The sequence below is a fragment of the Roseomonas chloroacetimidivorans genome, from assembly GCF_049629625.1.
Classification (GTDB): Bacteria; Pseudomonadota; Alphaproteobacteria; order Acetobacterales; family Acetobacteraceae; genus Roseomonas; species Roseomonas chloroacetimidivorans.
Map to the genome: position 1 here is coordinate 46852 of NZ_JBNBZS010000013.1, position 16685 is coordinate 63536.

Below are 16685 nucleotides of genomic sequence, written 5' to 3' on the forward strand. Positions count from 1 at the left end.
CAAGCATAAACGGCCGGGACATCGCCCCGGCCGAACGGGGCGCGGGCCTCCGCGCGCGTCCCGGCCAATCCGCGATGGCAAGAGGGAACCAAGAATGACCATCATGAACCGGCGCGGCCTGGGTGGCCTCGCCCTGGGCGGCGCCGCCCTGATCTCCGCCCGTCCCGCCGCCGCGCGCTGGGAGGATGTCACTCGTTATCCCGACCCGGCCTTCGAAATTCTCGATCCGTCCTTCGCGCGCTACCAGCTCGACGCCGCGGCGGTGGAGCGGCTCTGGACCGGTGCCCGTTGGAGCGAGGGGCCGGTTTGGATGGGCGACCAGCGCTGCCTGCTCTGGTCCGACATCCCCAACCAGCGCACGCTGCGCTGGAGCGAGGTGACCGGCCAGGTGGACGAGTATCGCAGCCCCGACAACTTCGCCAACGGCCACACACGCGACCGCCAGGGCCGCCTGATCGCTTGCGAGCACGGCGCCCGGCGCGTGACCCGCACCGAGTATGACGGCAGCATCACCGTCATCGCCGACCGCTTCGACGGAAAGCCGCTGAACTCTCCTAACGACGTGGTGGTGAAGTCCGACGGCTCCATTTGGTTCACCGACCCGCCCTTCGGCATCCTCGGGCTGTACGAGGGCCATCAGGCCCAGGCCGAGCTGCCCACGAACATCTATCGCGTCGATGGCCGCACCGGGCAGATCACCGTCGTTTCCGGTGAGGTAGGACGACCCAATGGCCTCGCTTTCTCGCCAGACGAGAAGCTGCTCTACGTCGTCGAGGCGGCAGCGAACCCGCGCGTCATCCGTGTTTTCGACGTTGTGGAAGACGGCACGAAGCTCGCCAACAACCGCGTCTTCTACCAGGCGAAGCCGGGCGAGCGGCCCGACGGATTCCGGGTGGATGTGGACGGAAATCTCTGGTGTGGCTGGGGCATGAGCCCGGAGTTCGACGGCGTGCGCATCATCAACAAGGAAGGCAAGGCGATCGGCCATATCCACCTGCCGGAGCGCTGCGCCAACCTCGCCTTCGGTGGTCGCAACCGCAACCGGCTTTTCATGGCCGCAAGCAAGTCCCTCTATGCAGTCTATGTGAACACGCAAGGCGTGGCCGGCGGCTGAGAGGCCCCTGCCCGGCCCGGCACCGGGCCACAGCAGTCAGTTCGGGGCGGCTACCAGCCGCCCCTTCTTGCTGATTCCGCGTTGTTGGCGCCGCCCTTTCCGATGCCCTTGCTGCGGGACGGCTGGCAAGTCACTGGCCTGAGCGGCAAGCGACAGTTCCATGCTCCGAGATCCGGCCCGCGGCGGGGTACAGCGCATCGGCCGTTTCATCAGGCCAGGGGGAGTCGCAGCGCTGACGACCTTCCTGCAGCCCGGCGAAGGGACGCCATCGCCCGCCGGCAGATCACGGTTAGCGGCGGCAACTGGCCTCAGCGACGATGCAAGATCGGTCCGCTTGACGTACCGCCGGTGCCCTGCTGAATATCGAGCATCACACAACAAATGTTCGCAGTCCGATCAACTGAGGTCGGAAACTGAACGGAGCGGCGATGGGCAGGAGCAACGAGGAGGAGGACGCTATTTCCTCAGACACGCCTGCGCCGCCAACCAATCCGAAGAACCTCGTTCACTCCGCCGCCAAGGTGTTCGCGGTCCTGCGCGCCTTCGGGCCGGACCTGCCCGAGCTCACGGTCACGGAGGTCGCCGCGCGCGCCGGGCTGGACCGCGGTACTGCCTTCCGGCTGATCCACACCCTCATCGCCCTCGGCTATCTGCGCGCGGTACCGGGAACGCGCCGCTTTCGGCTGACTTTGCGCTGCCTGGAAATCGGCTTCGCCGCCCTTTCCGCCAACGACCTGCCGGGCCATGCGGAGCCGTTGCTGCGGGAGCTGGTCCCGCAAGTGGCCGATGCCGGCTCTCTCGGCGTGATCGAACAGGGCGAGGTGATCTACCTGCAGCGCGTGCAGCATGGGCTGGACCGCAGTGGCGTTGTACGCCGCCCCGGTACGCGGGTCGGGGCCTATGCAACGGCACTCGGCCACTCGATCCTCGCCTTTCTGCCGCGCGACCGCCAGGTGGAGCACCTGGAGAGCGTGGAGCGTGTGATGCTCTCCGACCGCACGGTCACTGATCTGGACGCCCTGCTAGCGCGGCTCGAAGTTGTGCGCGCCCAGGGCTATGCCATTTCGGACGGCGAGAATGCCTACGGGCTCCGCACTGTCGCCGCCCCGGTCCTCGGCACCGATGGAATGCCGCTCGCGGGCGTCAGCCTGACAATCCAGGCCGGGCGCCAGACCATCGATTCTTTCGTCCAGACCGCCCTTCCCCATCTCCGCCGCCTGACCGACGAGCTGACGGAGGGCGTCCGCCTCTCCCTCGGGGCCATCGGTGTGCGCCGTGCGGGGTGATCCCTTCCAACTGGAACCAACACGATGCCCCATCTTCACAGCCCGATTGAGCTTCTCCGCCCCCAGCGCATCGAGTTCGGCTCCGGAACCCTTTCCGTCATCCGCCCCTGGGTGGAGGAGCGTGGTCTCAAGCGTATTCTCGTGGTGGCCGATGCCTTCAACGCGACCCGCGTGAAGCTGCTGGGCCTGCCCGGCGAGGTGACGGTTTTCGGCGAGGTGAAGCCCGAGCCCGACCTGCCGAATTTGGAGAAGGTGCTGGCGGTCGCTGAAGCCATGAGGCCGGACCTCGTCATCGGCTATGGCGGGGGCAGCGCCATGGATCTTGCCAAGCTGGTGGCCGTGCTTCCGGGCAGCGGGCAGACGCTGCATGATGTCGTCGGGCCTGAGAAGGTGAAAGGCCGGAGTGCCGCTCTCGTTCAGGTGCCCACGACGGCCGGCACGGGCAGCGAGGGCGGTACACGCTCCCTCGTCACCGATCCCGCCACCCAGAACAAGCTGGCCGTGCAGAGCCGGCATATGTTGGCCGATCTGGCCGTGGTCGATCCCGACCTGACCATGACCGTGCCGCCCGCCGTGACCGCGGCCACGGGTGTGGACGCCATGGCGCATTGCACTGAGGCCTTCACCAGCAAGAAGTCGCATCCCATCATTGACCTCTACGCTTTGGAGGGCATCCGCCTCGTCGGCCGCTACCTGCCGCGCGCGGTGAAGGACGGGGCTGATAAGGAGGCGCGCGCGGGCCTCGCGCTGGCCTCCATGTATGGCGGTTTCTGCCTGGGCCCGGTGAACACCACCGCCGGCCATGCAGTGGCCTATCCGTTGGGCACGCGCCACCACATCCCGCATGGCCTGGCCTGCGCGCTGATCTTTCCGCACACCCTGGCCTTCAACGCCCCTGCAGTCCCGGAAAAGACGGCACTGGTACTGGAGGCGCTGGGCCTGCCTGCCTCGACCGACCCGAAGGCGGTGCTGGAGGGAACCCACGCCTTCTGCGAGCGCCTGGGAGTGGAGATGCGCCTCTCCCGCCTGAATGTGCCGAAGGACGATCTCGGCATCATGGCAACCGAGGCGCACGCCATCCGCCGGTTGCTTGACAACAATCCCCGCGACCTGAGCCGGGACGAGATCCTGGCGATGTACGAGGCAGCGTACTGACCACCGCAGCAGCCGCTGCCAACGCCCACGCCGGCCGCAAGCAGCACCCGAACGGCGCGGGAGAAAAACAGCCGTGAGTTTCCCTTTCCGGCGACGATCCCGTTGCCGGACGGGGCCCTGCATATCGCCAACATCTATTCCCTCCCGGGAATCAAATACGTCCGCATGGACGAGACATGGACTGGAGTTCCCGCATGAGCGCCCTTCACCCCACCGGCGTCTATTCCGCCGCCCTCACCCCTCTGAAGGAGGACCTGTCGCCCGACCTGCCCGTCTTCGTCGAGCATGCGAAGCGGCTGATCGCCCAGGGCTGCGACGGCATCGCCCTCCTCGGCACCACGGGCGAGGCGAACTCCTTCTCATTGGACGAGCGCAAGACGATCCTGGAAGCTGCCGTGCAGAGCGGCATTGAAACGAAGCGGCTGCTGCCCGGAACGGGCGTGGTCGCTATTCCCGAGACGGTGGCGCTGACCAAGCACGCGCTCTCCCTGGGTGTGAACACCGTCGTGATGCTGCCGCCCTTCTACTACAAGGCGCCCAGTGAGGCAGGCGTGATCGCCGCCTATTCCGAGATCGTGGAACGGATTGGCGACAGCAACCTGCGTGTTGTGCTCTATCACATCCCGCAGATGTCGGCCGTACCCATCACCCCTGGCATCATCGAAGCTCTGCTGAAGCGCTATCCCGGCACTTTCACGGGCATCAAGGACAGCGCTGGCGACTTCGCCAACATGGAGATGCTGGTAGACCGCTTCCCCGGCTTTGCCGTACTGGCCGGCGCTGACCCGCTGCTGCTGCCGCTTATGCGCAAGGGCGGCGCAGGTTGTATCACCGCTACCTCCAATCTTGTGGCGGCCGATCTGGCGTTTATCTACCGCTACGCCAATGACCCCTCCAAGGCTAACGAGGTCGATGCGGCACAGGCGCGGGTGGTGGCCAAGCGCACCCTCGCCTCGAAATTCGCGCAGATGGCTTCTCTGAAGGTGCTGCTGGCCAAGGAGACCGGCCACCAGGGCTGGACACGCCTGCGTCCGCCACTGCTGCCGTTGACCGAGGAAGAGTCCGCGCAACTGCTCGCGGCCTGATCAATCGTGGAGGCCGGTCCCGTGAGGGCCGGCCTTCTGTTCCAGAGAAATGGCGACAAGCATCCGCAGCCCTTTTCGATGGAGGCCCCGGTCCTGCTACCGGATCCTTTGCCACCTTCGCCAACCGCGCAGTCGGCGTGGCCACGTCGTAGGCAGGGCAGTCCGCATGATCAGCCCCTGACCGCCCGGCTCCGCCAAGGACACGCCCGAATCCCGGCCAGCACGCTACCGCCGCCAGCCGAGCCCGCCGCTCATGATGCGCGAGAGGACATCCTCGCCGACCATCGCCGTCATCCCCAATTGCTGCGCGCCGCAATCGGTGGGCCCGCGGTAAGGAATGCCGGCCCCTTGGCCCTAGATCTGCCTCAGAGAAAGAACACTGCGGCCAGGATCAACGCGGAAACACAGACGACCCAAAGGACAATCTTCAAACCTGGGCGCGACGGCGCTGTTGGCTGGGGCTCCGCCGCAACGGCCTGTTCCACCGGCTCGGCTCGGGGCTCAGGCTCCTTGGCCTGCCCAGCATCCCGCGAACCCTCGACATGGCTGGCAAAGGCAGTGAAGAACTGGTCGGAAACCTGCTTGGCCGTCGAGTCAATCAGACGCGCGCCAAGCTGCGCCATCTTGCCACCGATCTGTGCCTTGGCCACGTAGGAAAGACGCGTGGCATCTGGTCCGTCCTCAACAAGGACGACGTCGGCCGTGCCCTTCGCGAACCCCATCGGCCCGCCGCTTCCTTCGCCGCTGATGGAGTACCCCTCCGGCGGCTGCAGGTTCTCCAATTTCACCTTCCCGCCGAACCGGATGGACATAGGGCCGATCCGCATGGAGACGGTCGCCTTAAATTGGTCGTCCCCCACCCGCTCAACCGAGTCGCAGCCGGGAATCGAAGCTTTCAGCACGGCCGGGTCGTTCAGGGCATCCCAGACTACCTGCCGCGGGACCGAGATCCGCCGCTCGCCTGTCATCTCCATATACGCATTCCCTTTGTCGGTCGCTGCGCCGAAAATCCATGCGGATCACGTCCTCGGACGGCGGACGCAGCAGTTTAGTGAAGCACCAGGCGCGGCGCTTCCGTGCTCGCAGGCCGGCATTCAGAATCCAGAAGGGCGTGGCAGCCGGATTGAAGATCGGCGTGCTCCCAGCCATGAGGCTGGCCGAGGCCCCGAACATGCTCGCCGATCCTCCCTGTCATTCCTTGCCGACGACAGCGGGCGCAAGCTGGCATGGGTGCAGCAAGCTGGGATAGCCCACCAAGAATGATTATTTTTCACGCTCTATGAGGAAATTGGCGTTGCTAGGTCGCGCTGGCTCAAGCTTGGTGTTGCACACGGCAGGCCCCTTTTCAGCTCCTTTTCGGCCTTCTCTCACCATGGGCCATCCGGAACGCAGGTGGGGCACCGCCCAAAGCTCGCCGAAACACGTGACATAAGCTCATCCTGGCGGCGATCGGCGCACCGCCACAAATGAGGATGTTCGCGATGGAGAGGGAAGCTATGACTGGCACTGTACGCATTCCCTCCGGCATCCCCGCCGTGCCCAGCCGGTATGCGGTTCGCAGTTGGTACTCGCCTGCCCCCGCGATCAGTCGCGCGTCACTGCTCCGGGCGGCTATCGACTTGGCGGGCGGTCCTGGGAACGACGCGCCCTCACGCCAGCCAACAGCCCCACGAGCCGCAACAAACCTCGCTGATGCGGCCGTCGCCGGCCTAATCGGCGCCGCTAAGTCGGAGCTCCTCAGTCAGGGCGCACATGGTTCTTGCTGGCGACGGCGCCCCAGGCCCGTATCTGGCTCTCGACAAAGCGCGCCAGGGCGGGCGCGTCGCCCAGCACGAGCTCTGCCTGGTTCACCTCCTTGAACTGCTGGGCAATGCGCGGCTCGCGATAAGTATCGATCAAGGCGGCCTGAAAGCGTGCGACGATCGGTTCCGGCACGCGCGCAGGCGCGAAGACGCCCCACCAAGCCTCGGCGGTCAGATCGGTGAAGCCCTCCTCGATCGCCGTCGGCACGCTGGGCAGCGCCGGCAAGCGGCTGCTGCCAAGCTGCATCAGCGGCCTCAGAGTGCCGGCCGAAACATGCGGCGCAAGCAGCGCGCTACTCCCGATCATCATGTCCACATGGCCAGCTACCGCATCGTTCACCGCCAGGCCGCCACTGCGATAGGGCAGGTGAGTCAATTCGACCCCCATGCGCTGCGCCATCAGCAGCATCACGAGGTGCCCGATCGTGCCGTTGCCCGTGGAGCCGAAGGAGGCGCCGCCCCGGCGCGCCGCCTCGAAGACATCGGCCATGCGGCGATAGGGTTTGGCCGGCTGGCAGGCCGTAACATAGGGGGCCCGGCCGATCTGCGTGACGGGTGCCAGGTCCTTCTCCAGATCGAAGGGCAGGCCGGGCACCAGGATGGGCATCACGGCGTGGGAGTCGAAGGTCAGCAGCCAAGTGTATCCATCCGGCCTGGCCTTCGCGACGACATCTGTGCCGATACTGCCCGCCGCGCCGCTACGGTTCTCGATGACAATGGGAACACCGAGGCGTTGCTGAAGGCCAGGCGCGGCCAGCCGCGCCACGGCGTCGGTGGAGCCACCCGGCGCGAAGGGAACCACGATGCGAATGGGCTCGTGAGGCCAAGCGGCGGTCTGCGCCTGGGGTCGGCCGGCCGGCAATATAGCCGCGGCAGACACCACGGCGCGCCTCGTCCAGGACGTCATACGCCTTTCCTCCCTTGCGGCGCCTTGTTCAGCGCGTTGCTTATTGCTGGCGCCCTCCGGCGCCGGACCTAGCTTGCCATGGGATCAAGGGCCCGGCGACAAGCCAAGGGCGGCCCGGGTGCGCGCCCGGAGCACCGCGGCATCACGCGGCGGCAACACGCGCTCAGGCTCTGCCCTCGCGATCCGGATCACAGCAAAACGGGGCCCGGCCGTCACGTCCAGAAGATGCGCCGCCAGCAATCCAACATTCTCCATGTCCTCGATGACCCGGACATCGGCGATACCGCAGCTCCGCGCCACGCCGGCAAGGTCGGTGCCAGCGGCCGTATGGCTCTCCTGCCCGCCTGTCTCGCCATAGAGACCGTTGTCGAGCACAGCGATGACGAGGTTCGGCGGGGCCTGAAGCGCAATGGTGGCAAGGCTTCCCATCCCCATGAGCATCTCGCCATCCCCCGTCACGACCAGGACCGGCAGTTCCGGCCGCGCCAGGGCAAGGCCAAGCCCGACCATGGCCGCCCCGCCCATAGCGCCCCAAAGATAGAAGTTGCGGTCATCATCCCCCGCCGCGGCCACGTCATAGGTCGGCGAGCCCAGGCCGGTGATGACGACGGTGTCACCACGTTCCTGCAGCAAGCGGGCCACGACCGCGCGGCGATCCAAGCTCAGTCCCGTCATTTCGCGAACACCTTTGCCCCGATCAGCCGCTGGGAGAGCAGCACCGCCGTGGGCGTGCCGCCCGCATAGGCCATGTTGGCGCCTGCGGAGACGACCTCCCTCACCTCGTCCGGTCTGTCGGCCCGCAGCACGCGAACATCCATCAGTTCCAGCGCGGCCTGTGTGGTGGAACCCATCGGCACCTGCCATGGATTGAACTCGCCCCACTCGCCCCGCATCGTCACCAGCATCAGCAGTGGAATGCGGCAGAGGCGCACCAGCGACAGCATGTTGATGCAGTTCCCGACGCCGCTGGACTGCATCAGCAAGGCGCCGCGCTGTCCGCCGAGCCACGCGCCAGCCAGCATAGCGACGCCCTCCTCCTCCGTGGTCAGTGGCACGGTCCGGACAGAGGGCTCGGCATGAAGGCGGCGGATGAGATGCGCATGGCCACCATCGGGTACATAGGCGACCTGGCGCACCTCGCGCTCGCGTAGCACGCCGAAGATGTCATCGGGCCAAGCTTCGCCTGGGCTCGCGCCTGCCGTTGCTGTCAGGTCCACCTCGTTCCTCCATACAGGGCCCACCTCGGCGGCAGGCTTTTGGGGTCATCTTCACCACCGCTGCGCTTTCATGGAGTATGAAACTTCTGATAGGCGCTATCACAGGATTCGATACCTCATCCGGCAGCGGCGAATGGACCTCAGGCAGCTCCGTAGCTTCATCCAGGTCGCCCAGTGCGGTTCACTGAGCAAAGCGTCCGATCGCCTGCGGCTTGTCCAGCCCGCCCTGTCCCGCCAGATCCGGCTCCTGGAAGAAGAGGTCGGTCTTCCGCTGTTCACACGGCATGGCCGGGGCATGCAGCTGACCGAGGCCGGCCGTGCATTGCTGGAGCGGGTGAGTGGACCGCTGCGGCAGCTCGAGCGCTCGGCCGAGGAGGTTCGAGCGCTTGCGACCATCGTCTCCGGGCAGGTGGCGCTCGGACTGATGCCGACCACGAGCCATGTGCTGTCCACCCGCCTGGTCCGGCGCGTCGCCGCGGAGCTGCCGCAGGTGTCGCTGCGGATTGTCGAGGGCTATGCCGGCCACCTCGTCGAATGGCTCCAGCGCGGTGAGCTTGACGCAAGCTTGCTCTACGGGCCGGGCGACGGCCTGCATCTCCGGATCGAAACCCTGCTACAGGACGAGCTCTCGCTCATCGGCTCCGCCCAGGCAGGCCTCGATCCCAAGACGCCGGTTTCGGTGGAGCGGCTGGCCGGCATGGAAATGGTCCTGCCGAGCCGGCCTCATGGATTGCGGCATCTGATCGAGACAGCCGCAGACCACGCCGGCATTACGCTGCGTGTGCGGTTTGAGGCAGACTCTTATCGTGTCCTGAAGGAGATCGTCGCGGCCGGGCTGGGCTACACCGTGCTCCCGCCCTCCTCCATCATGCCCGATGAGGTCGGGCGCATCTTCACGATGGCGCCGCTTCGCAACCCGCCAGTGTGCAGGAAAATCCTACTCGCCAGTCCCTCCGACCGAACGGACAGCCGTGCGACGCAGGCAGTCATGGCGCTCCTGAAAGACGAAACAGTCAGGCTTGTCGTGCAGGGCGGCTGGCCCGGAGCTGTTTCATAGCCCGCATCCAGGCGAAGCCGTTCCAGCACCAATGCATCGGCGTGAGGCTGCCCGGCCGTGCGCCTGCTGTGAAGATTTGAACACAAAGGGCGGGCGAGCCAGCCCAGCCCGCCTTACCGGGCATCCGGCTCCTGGAATTCGCCAGCAGGGATGCCGGGCCAAAGAAGCGGGTCCTGCCTCCGATCCCCAGCTTTCCCGGCGGAACGCATGAAAAGCGGCCGAACCCGGGACCTAAGACAAGAAGCAGCGGGAGGCGATCGGTTTGACCGCCCAGATGAAATGGCCCGTCAGGCCGTCGCCACCTCAACACTATCGGTCACCGAACGCTTGCCCGGGGCGCCGCACCACTCGACGGAAACACGGCACCGCCCGGTCGCGAAGACATGGGCGTCGCCCTCGCGCCAGCGCGAGAAGAAGCGCGCCTCCTCGCGGTAGAAGTAGAGCTTCAGGCTTCCGATCTCGACCAGAAAGTCTTGCCCGCCCTGCGACGTCACGGCCAGGCCTGGAAGAGCGATGCCATACACGCGATTCATTGTTCCGCCTCGTAGGAGCTCCGCCGCCACGGGTGCCCCTGCATCCGCTCGCGTTCTGCCCTCTCTCGATAATGTGAGGCAATCATTCTGGGCAGTAAAGAAGACCCACTCGATCTCACCTCAGAGTATCACATCAACATGATCTTCGGAAATTCAGCAGATTCAGCTATATAGCTAGACCAGGCCGCCCAGATTGCTTCCAGAATGGACCCGATCGCCATCGGATAGCACCCCCACTCACCCCGCCCCGGGCGAGCACAATGCCGCGAGGATGGCGTTCCTGGCCGACCTATCCAGGCCAGTGGCGACTTCGTTCGACAACTCCACCCTCTGCGCCTGCCGCGGCATTCCGCGTCAGCATGCCGAGCCGGTCAGCGCACACGCAGCAAAATGCCTCGAAGAGCGTTTGTGAGGCGAAGCTGACGAGCGAGGCGCCAGCATGCAAAGCCGCCCTATAGCCGAGCCCTCCGCCGGCAAGACAGCCGATCCCTTCGATCTATGGCTGCGGCGGACCCTGCACGATACCTGGGATGCCGCCGTGACGGAGCGGCTGCCGGACGACCTGCTCCGGCTGGTCAGCGACAACCGCAGCGAATGGGAGCTGATGAAGGAGCGTTGGCAGCGCCCGACGCAGCGACGATCCGACTCCTGAGGGCGGAAAACTGTGGCCGTGTCGTGTTGGGGAGCAACCCCAGGGGGACAGGATTACGGGGCTCGCCTCCGAGCCCACCACAGATCCGTCTAAAAAACGTTCTTTCCATCAGGCGGTTTCTGGCGTGCTCACGCGAAGGTTCAACCTGGCCAAGGAAGGTCCGGGCCAGCAGACCTGATCATCCGCTTCTGTAAGATGGCGCGGACCGGCCCGCGTGCCGGCCTTGGGACCAAGGGGTCTTGTCCTCTTGGCACTCTTCCTGCTTTTCCCGCCATCGATCGGAGAACCGCCCATGGACATCGCCCTTTTCAACCTCATGTCCCAGAACCGGGCGGACGAAACCCCTGCCGATATCCTGGGAATGACGGTGGAGAAGGTGCGCCTGGCGGAGCAACTCGGCTTCGATGGCGCCTGGTTTGCCGAACACCACTTCACCAGCCATTCGGTCTGCCCTTCGCCGCTGCTGATGGTCGCGCATTGTGCCGCCGTCACGCAGCGCCTGCGCCTTGGCCCGGCCGTGGTCGTGCTGCCTCTGCATCATCCGCTGCGGGCGGTGCAGGAGATCGGGATGCTCCAGGCTCTCACCGGTAACCGGCTCCAGCTAGGCCTGGGCACCGGGCACCAGCCGCACGAGTTCCGCACCTATGCCGTCCCGATGGCCAACCGCACCGCCATCCTGGAGGAAGGTTGGGACATCCTGGAACAGGGGCTGACAACCGGCTGGGTCCGCCATGAGGGCCGGCACTACACGGTCCCCGAGTCCCCGATCGCCGCCTTTCCGGGGGCAATGCCACCCCTTTTCCTCGCGGGCGGGGAACCGCGGCTGATCCAGCGTGCGGCGCGGGCAGGAGGCTCGATCTTCATCAGCCAGGGCCACCGCCGCGCGACCGGCGCATTGCCCATGCGGGAAAAGCTCCTCGCCGCCTTGCATGCCGGCGGGCTGCCGGATTCAGCCCTGCGGCTCGCCATCCAGCGCTATGTCTTCGTCACCGACGATCCCTCGGAGAAGCGCCAGGCGGCCGAAGGCATGCTGCGCTTCATCCGCACCACCCTTTCCCTACGCGATCAGGTGCCACCGCGTGACGGCGCCTTCATGCGCTCCATCCCATTCGAGGGGGAGCCAAGCATCGAATGGCTGATGGAGAATGCCCCGATCGGCTCCGCCGAGCAGGTCACCGAGAGGCTGGCCGAGGACTTCCAGTTGCTCTCGCCGACGCATTGGAGCCTCTACATGGGCTTCAGCGGCCTGCCCGCGCGGCGCGTCATCGCCTCGCTGGAGCGCTTCGGGGAGCAGGTGCTGCCAACCCTGCGCCGCCTCACCCCGGTACCGGCGCGTCTGGCGTCCTGATGGCCGCAGGGGCGGCGCCCGGAAGAATGTCACGGAAAGGCTGGGATACACGCCCTCGGTTCCCCCAGGGGCCGCCGCGGTCTAAAGGGGCGCCATGGACGCCTTCCCCCGCCGCGCCGAGATCAGCCGCGAAACAAGCGAGACCCGGATCCAGCTGAAACTGGACCTGGACGGCACCGGCCGTGCCGAGATCGCCACTGGAATCGGCTTCCTGGACCATATGCTGACCGCCCTGGCCCGCCACTCCATGATCGACCTGGCGGTCCAGGCTGAAGGCGACCTGCATATCGACTTCCACCACACCACGGAGGATGTCGGCATCGTGCTGGGCCAGGCCATCCGCAAGGCGCTGGGCGACAAGCGCGGCATCCGCCGCTACGGACAGGCCCTTGTGCCGATGGACGAGGCGCTGGCCGAATGCGCCATTGATATTTCCGGCCGGCCTTTCCTTGTGTGGTCCGCGACCTTCGCGCGGGACAAGGTGGGCGAGATGGATACGGAGTTGTTCGAGGAATTCTTCCGCGCGGTCGCGATGAACTCCGCCATGACCGTGCACCTGACCCAGCGCGCCGGCAGCAACGCGCACCATATCGCGGAGGGCCTGTTCAAGGCCTTCGCCCGCGCCCTGCGCATGGCCGTCGAGGCCGACCCGCGTGCCGAGGGCACCATTCCCTCCACCAAAGGCATGCTGGAGGCCTGATGCGCATTTTCAGCATTCATGCCCGGAGTGGTGAGAAGCCCCGCACGCGACTGGTGCCCGAAGGCTTCTCCGTCTGGGCCTTCCTCTTCGGGCCACTCTGGCTGCTCTGGCGTGGCCTCTGGCTGGCGCTGCTCGGCTATGTTCTCCTCGCGGCTGGCTCTGCCCTTCTTCCGGCCCCCTGGGATGGCTGGGCCGGGATCGCTCTCCAACTCCTGCTCGGCCTTCATGCCCGTGACCTGGAGCGCTGGACCCTGCAACGGCGCGGCTTCGCCCACCAGGGCGTGGTCGCGGCGCAGGACGAGGACGAGGCGTTGCTGCGGGCCATCCGCGCCAAGCCCCTGCTGGCGCGCGGGGCAATGGCATGAAGCTCGCCGTCATCGATCCCGGATCAGGCAATCTCGCCTCCGTCCGCCGCGCCTTCCAGCGGGCGGCGCAGGATGAAGGTGTGGCCCTGGATCTCTCCGTCACAATCGACCCTGCCGAGGTGCTGGCGGCGGACCGCGTGGTTCTTCCGGGCCAGGGCGCCTTCGCCGCCTGCGCCCGCGGCCTCGCTGCCCTGCCGGGGATGAAGGAGGCGCTGTGTGAAGCCGTCATCCAGCGCGGCCGCCCCTTCCTGGGCATCTGCGTCGGCATGCAGATGATGGCGGAGCGCGGGCTGGAGCACGGCGTGACCCCCGGTCTGGGCTGGATCGCTGGCGAAATCGCGCCGATGGACCCGCGCGACACTGCCGGCGCCCCCCTGCCCTTGCCCCAGATGGGCTGGAACGGACTGGAGGCCCATGGAAGCCATCCCCTCCTCGCCGGCCTGCCAGAGGGTGCGCATGCCTATTTCGTCCACTCCTACGCCCTCAAGGACGGCCGGCGGGAGGAGCTGCTGGCCAGCACCGTCTATGGCGGCGACGTCCCCGCCGTGGTCGGCCGGGACAATATGGCCGGCACTCAGTTCCACGCCGAGAAGTCCGGTCCTGTCGGGCTGCGCATCCTCCGGAATTTCCTGCGCTGGGCGCCATGAGCGACACCAAGCATTCTCTTTCCGTCGAACGCGTCGAGGCGCTGAGCGAGGCCGACATGGCCGATCTCTGCGAGGCGACGGATGCTGCCATCATCGAGGGCGGCGGGTTCGGCTGGCTTGCTCCCCAAGGGCGGGAGGCACTGACGCGCCATTTCCGCGGCGTGCTGCTGGTGCCAGAGCGGGAACTCTTCGTCGCGCGGCTCGACGGCCATGTGGTCGGTTCCGCCCAGCTCGTCCGCCCCGCCCGGAACAACGAGGCCCAGGCCTGGGCCGCCCAGCTGACCCACGCCTATATCGCCCCCTATGCGCGGGGCTACGGCCTGGCACGGATGCTGGTGCAGCGGGTGGAGGAACGCGCCGCCGCCCTAGGCCATCGGGTGCTGAACCTGGATGTTCGCGAGACGCAGACCATGGCCATCGGGGTCTTCGAGCGCCAGGGCTATATTCGCTGGGGCACCCACCCCGCCTATGCCCGGATCGATGGCCGCACCGTCGCCGGCCACCACTACTATAAAATATTGGACCCGGCCCGTGGCCGCCCGACCGAGACGCTCTTCCGGCAGGATTCCTGATGGACTTCATCCCCTATCCCGCCATCGACCTGAAGGGTGGGCAGGTTGTGCGCCTGAAGCGCGGCGACATGGCGCAGGCCACCATTTATGGCGATCCCGCCACCCAGGCGGCGGCCTTCGACAAGGCGGGCTTCCCGTGGCTGCATGTCGTGGATCTCGATGGGGCCTTCGCCGGCAAGCCCGCGAATGCGGAGGCGGTGCGCGCCATCCTCGGCGCCACCACGCGACCGGTTCAGCTAGGTGGCGGCATCCGGGACATGGCGACTGTCGAGGCCTGGCTGGAAGCGGGCATCGCGCGGGTGATCCTGGGCTCCGCCGCCGCGAAGAACCCCGATTTCGCGCGCGAGGCCTGCCGCGCCTTTCCGGGCCGCGTCGCCATCGGGATCGACGCCCGTGACGGGCGCGTGGCCACTGAGGGCTGGGCCGAGACCGGTACCCTGACCGCCCTCGATCTGGCCCTGATGCTGGAGGATGCCGGCGCCGCCGCCATCATTCACACCGATATTGACCGCGACGGCATGCTGGGCGGAGTGAATGTGGCCGCTACGGCCGCCCTGGCGGGCCGCCTGAAAACCCCGGTCGTCGCCAGTGGCGGTGTCGCCGGCCGCGCCGACCTGGATGCGCTCCGCGCCACCGGCACGATCGCCGGCGTGATCATCGGCCGGGCGCTCTATGATGGGCGCCTGACGCCGGAAGAGGCCCTGGCAGCCTCCTGAGGCCGGCGAGGAGACGGGCCGTGGATGCGATCGACCTGAACCGGGCCAGCCTTGCCAGCCTCGCGCCGCCGATCCGCCGCCCGGGCTATGATCCTGCCCGGGTCCGGCCGGGTATCGTGCATCTCGGCCTCGGCGCCTTCCACCGCGCCCATATGGCCCGTTACACGCATGATCTCCTGGAGCGGCGGTCCGATTCCCTGGATTGGGGCATCCTCGGCGCCGGCCTCCTGCCCGCCGACCGCCGGGTTCGGGACAGCCTCGTCCCGCAGGACGGACTCTACACACTGGTCGAGCGCGATGGCACGCAGGAGAAAGTCTCCGTCATCGGTTCCCTTGCCGGTGTGCTCTTCGCCGGGGATTCGACCGAGGCCCTGCTCACACGGATCGACCAACCCGCCATCCGCATCGTCAGCCTGACGGTCAGCGAGAACGGCTACTGCCTTCACCCGTCCACGCGCCGGCTCGACCCGGAGCACCCGCTGATCCGCGCGGATCTTGAGAGCCCGGCCCAGCCGCGAAGCGCGGTCGGCGTCATCGTCGAGGCCTATCGCCGGCGCATGACTGCAGGCCAGGGCCCCTTCACTGCCCTGACCTGCGACAACATCCAGAACAACGGCGACGTGCTGCGCGACGCCGTGCTGGACCTGGCCCGCCTGCGCGACGCCCGCCTGGCCGACTGGATCGCGACGAACGGCGCCTTCCCGAATACCATGGTGGACCGGATCACCCCGGCCACCCGTCCCGACCATATCGCCCATCTCGAAAGCGCCTATGGGCTGCGGGACCGCTGGCCCGTCGTCTGCGAAAGCTTCACGCAATGGGTGATCGAGGACCGCTTCGCCGCCGGCCGCCCGGAATGGGAGACGGTTGGCGCCCAGATCGTCCCCGATGTCGCACCCTATGAGATGATGAAGCTGCGCTTGCTGAACGGCAGTCATCTCGCCATTGCCGCACTCGGCCGACTGATGGGCCACACCTATGTCCACGAGGTCATGGCGGACCCGCTGATGCGGGCCTACATGGCCGCGCTGATGGATCGGGAAACTGGCCCCACCTTGCCTCCCGTGCCCGGCATCGACCTCACTGATTATAAGCGCACCCTGATTGCCCGCTTCGCCAATCCTGCGATTGAGGACACGGTGGAGCGCATCAACACCGACGCGCCGATCAACCTGCTGGTCATGCCGATCGAGGCATCCCTGGCCATCAATGGCCCCGTCGATCTCCTCGCCCTCGGGCTGGCAGCCTGGATGCGACGCATCCGCGGCCTGGATGAGAAGGGCCAGCCGATCACCATCCGCTATCCGCTGGCCGAGTTGCTACAGCACAAGGCCGCCGAAGGCGGGCCGGATCCGATGCCGCTGCTTTCCATCGAGCCGCTCTTCGGTGCCCTCGGCGGCGATGAACGGCTCGTCAGGCCGCTGCGCTACTGGCTCGGCTCGCTCTACGAGATCGGCAGTGCCGCGACATTGGAGCGCGCCGCGCGCGAACTGCGCTTCAGCCCCTGACCGCGCCCCGAGACGCGGCCG

General features: G+C 66.9%; 18 protein-coding genes and 1 pseudogene. 14 read left to right on the forward strand and 5 right to left on the reverse strand.

The genetic code is table 11. The features are described from left to right. Positions 1-94: 94 nt before the first annotated feature. From ACO1BU_RS11940 to ACO1BU_RS11955, 4 genes are all read left to right on the forward strand, one after another. A complete protein-coding gene (locus ACO1BU_RS11940) occupies positions 95-1114 on the forward strand; it encodes an SMP-30/gluconolactonase/LRE family protein (RefSeq protein ID WP_424136171.1) in 1020 nt (339 codons plus the stop codon). 428 nt (positions 1115-1542) lie between these two features. Then, positions 1543-2400 carry an IclR family transcriptional regulator gene (locus ACO1BU_RS11945; protein ID WP_424136172.1) on the forward strand — a complete coding sequence of 286 codons (858 nt, stop codon included), beginning with the start codon at positions 1543-1545 and terminating at the stop codon, positions 2398-2400. 24 nt (positions 2401-2424) lie between these two features. Further along, on the forward strand, positions 2425-3555 hold the full coding sequence (locus tag ACO1BU_RS11950; RefSeq protein WP_424136173.1) for an iron-containing alcohol dehydrogenase: 1131 nt from the start codon (positions 2425-2427) through the stop codon (positions 3553-3555). Positions 3556-3749: 194 nt separating this feature from the next. Next, complete coding sequence (locus tag ACO1BU_RS11955) at positions 3750-4640, forward strand: dihydrodipicolinate synthase family protein (protein ID WP_424136174.1); 891 nt, start codon at positions 3750-3752, stop codon at positions 4638-4640. A 365-nt stretch (positions 4641-5005) separates the two neighbouring features. Here the strand turns inward: ACO1BU_RS11955 and ACO1BU_RS11960 are convergent, their stop codons facing one another. From ACO1BU_RS11960 to ACO1BU_RS11975, 4 genes are all read right to left on the reverse strand, one after another. After that, on the reverse strand, positions 5006-5608 hold the full coding sequence (locus tag ACO1BU_RS11960) for an SRPBCC family protein (RefSeq protein ID WP_424136175.1): 603 nt from the start codon (positions 5606-5608) through the stop codon (positions 5006-5008). A gap of 769 nt (positions 5609-6377) precedes the next feature. Continuing rightward, positions 6378-7349: a Bug family tripartite tricarboxylate transporter substrate binding protein gene (locus ACO1BU_RS11965; protein ID WP_424136176.1), complete on the reverse strand. Its 972-nt coding sequence runs from the start codon at positions 7347-7349 to the stop codon at positions 6378-6380. A gap of 84 nt (positions 7350-7433) precedes the next feature. Beyond that, positions 7434-8024, reverse strand: a complete 591-nt coding sequence (locus tag ACO1BU_RS11970; RefSeq protein ID WP_424136177.1) for a thiamine pyrophosphate-dependent enzyme — start codon at positions 8022-8024, stop codon at positions 7434-7436. After that, the gene (locus ACO1BU_RS11975) at positions 8021-8566 is read right to left on the reverse strand and encodes a thiamine pyrophosphate-binding protein (protein WP_424136178.1); all 546 of its coding nucleotides are present in this window, start codon (positions 8564-8566) and stop codon (positions 8021-8023) included. Before ACO1BU_RS11975 ends, ACO1BU_RS11970 begins: the two co-directional genes overlap by 4 nt. A gap of 133 nt (positions 8567-8699) precedes the next feature. On the opposite strand from ACO1BU_RS11975, the pseudogene ACO1BU_RS11980 reads away from it, so the two are divergent. Both ACO1BU_RS11980 and ACO1BU_RS11985 read left to right on the forward strand, forming a co-directional pair. Beyond that, positions 8700-8825, forward strand: a pseudogene (locus ACO1BU_RS11980) (LysR family transcriptional regulator); the annotation flags it as partial. A 36-nt stretch (positions 8826-8861) separates the two neighbouring features. Then, positions 8862-9623 (forward strand): LysR substrate-binding domain-containing protein, encoded by a 762-nt coding sequence (locus ACO1BU_RS11985; protein ID WP_424136278.1) that lies wholly within the window; start codon positions 8862-8864, stop codon positions 9621-9623. Between the two features lie 287 nt (positions 9624-9910). Here ACO1BU_RS11985 and ACO1BU_RS11990 read toward each other — a convergent pair whose 3' ends face one another. After that, positions 9911-10156: a hypothetical protein gene (locus ACO1BU_RS11990; RefSeq protein WP_424136179.1), complete on the reverse strand. Its 246-nt coding sequence runs from the start codon at positions 10154-10156 to the stop codon at positions 9911-9913. A 439-nt stretch (positions 10157-10595) separates the two neighbouring features. Between ACO1BU_RS11990 and ACO1BU_RS11995 the strand changes: the two genes are divergently transcribed. The 8 genes from ACO1BU_RS11995 (at position 10596) to ACO1BU_RS12030 (ending at position 16664) form a co-directional block, all read left to right on the forward strand. Further along, positions 10596-10808 carry a hypothetical protein gene (locus ACO1BU_RS11995; RefSeq protein ID WP_424136180.1) on the forward strand — a complete coding sequence of 71 codons (213 nt, stop codon included), beginning with the start codon at positions 10596-10598 and terminating at the stop codon, positions 10806-10808. A 292-nt stretch (positions 10809-11100) separates the two neighbouring features. Then, entirely contained in the window at positions 11101-12156 is a 1056-nt protein-coding gene (locus tag ACO1BU_RS12000) for an LLM class flavin-dependent oxidoreductase (protein WP_424136181.1), read from the forward strand. A 94-nt stretch (positions 12157-12250) separates the two neighbouring features. Then, on the forward strand, positions 12251-12856 hold the full coding sequence (gene hisB, locus ACO1BU_RS12005) for an imidazoleglycerol-phosphate dehydratase HisB (protein WP_424136182.1): 606 nt from the start codon (positions 12251-12253) through the stop codon (positions 12854-12856). Further along, positions 12856-13221: a DUF2628 domain-containing protein gene (locus ACO1BU_RS12010; RefSeq protein WP_424136183.1), complete on the forward strand. Its 366-nt coding sequence runs from the start codon at positions 12856-12858 to the stop codon at positions 13219-13221. Before hisB ends, ACO1BU_RS12010 begins: the two co-directional genes overlap by 1 nt. Then, positions 13218-13868: an imidazole glycerol phosphate synthase subunit HisH gene (gene hisH, locus ACO1BU_RS12015; protein WP_424136184.1), complete on the forward strand. Its 651-nt coding sequence runs from the start codon at positions 13218-13220 to the stop codon at positions 13866-13868. Before ACO1BU_RS12010 ends, hisH begins: the two co-directional genes overlap by 4 nt. Next, the gene (locus tag ACO1BU_RS12020) at positions 13865-14440 is read left to right on the forward strand and encodes a GNAT family N-acetyltransferase (RefSeq protein WP_424136185.1); all 576 of its coding nucleotides are present in this window, start codon (positions 13865-13867) and stop codon (positions 14438-14440) included. The genes hisH and ACO1BU_RS12020 overlap by 4 nt, the downstream gene beginning before the upstream one ends. Continuing rightward, on the forward strand, positions 14440-15156 hold the full coding sequence (gene hisA, locus ACO1BU_RS12025) for a 1-(5-phosphoribosyl)-5-[(5-phosphoribosylamino)methylideneamino]imidazole-4-carboxamide isomerase (protein ID WP_424136186.1): 717 nt from the start codon (positions 14440-14442) through the stop codon (positions 15154-15156). Before ACO1BU_RS12020 ends, hisA begins: the two co-directional genes overlap by 1 nt. A 20-nt stretch (positions 15157-15176) precedes the next feature. Further along, on the forward strand, positions 15177-16664 hold the full coding sequence (locus ACO1BU_RS12030; protein WP_424136187.1) for a mannitol dehydrogenase family protein: 1488 nt from the start codon (positions 15177-15179) through the stop codon (positions 16662-16664). The last annotated feature ends 21 nt before the right edge of the window (positions 16665-16685 follow it).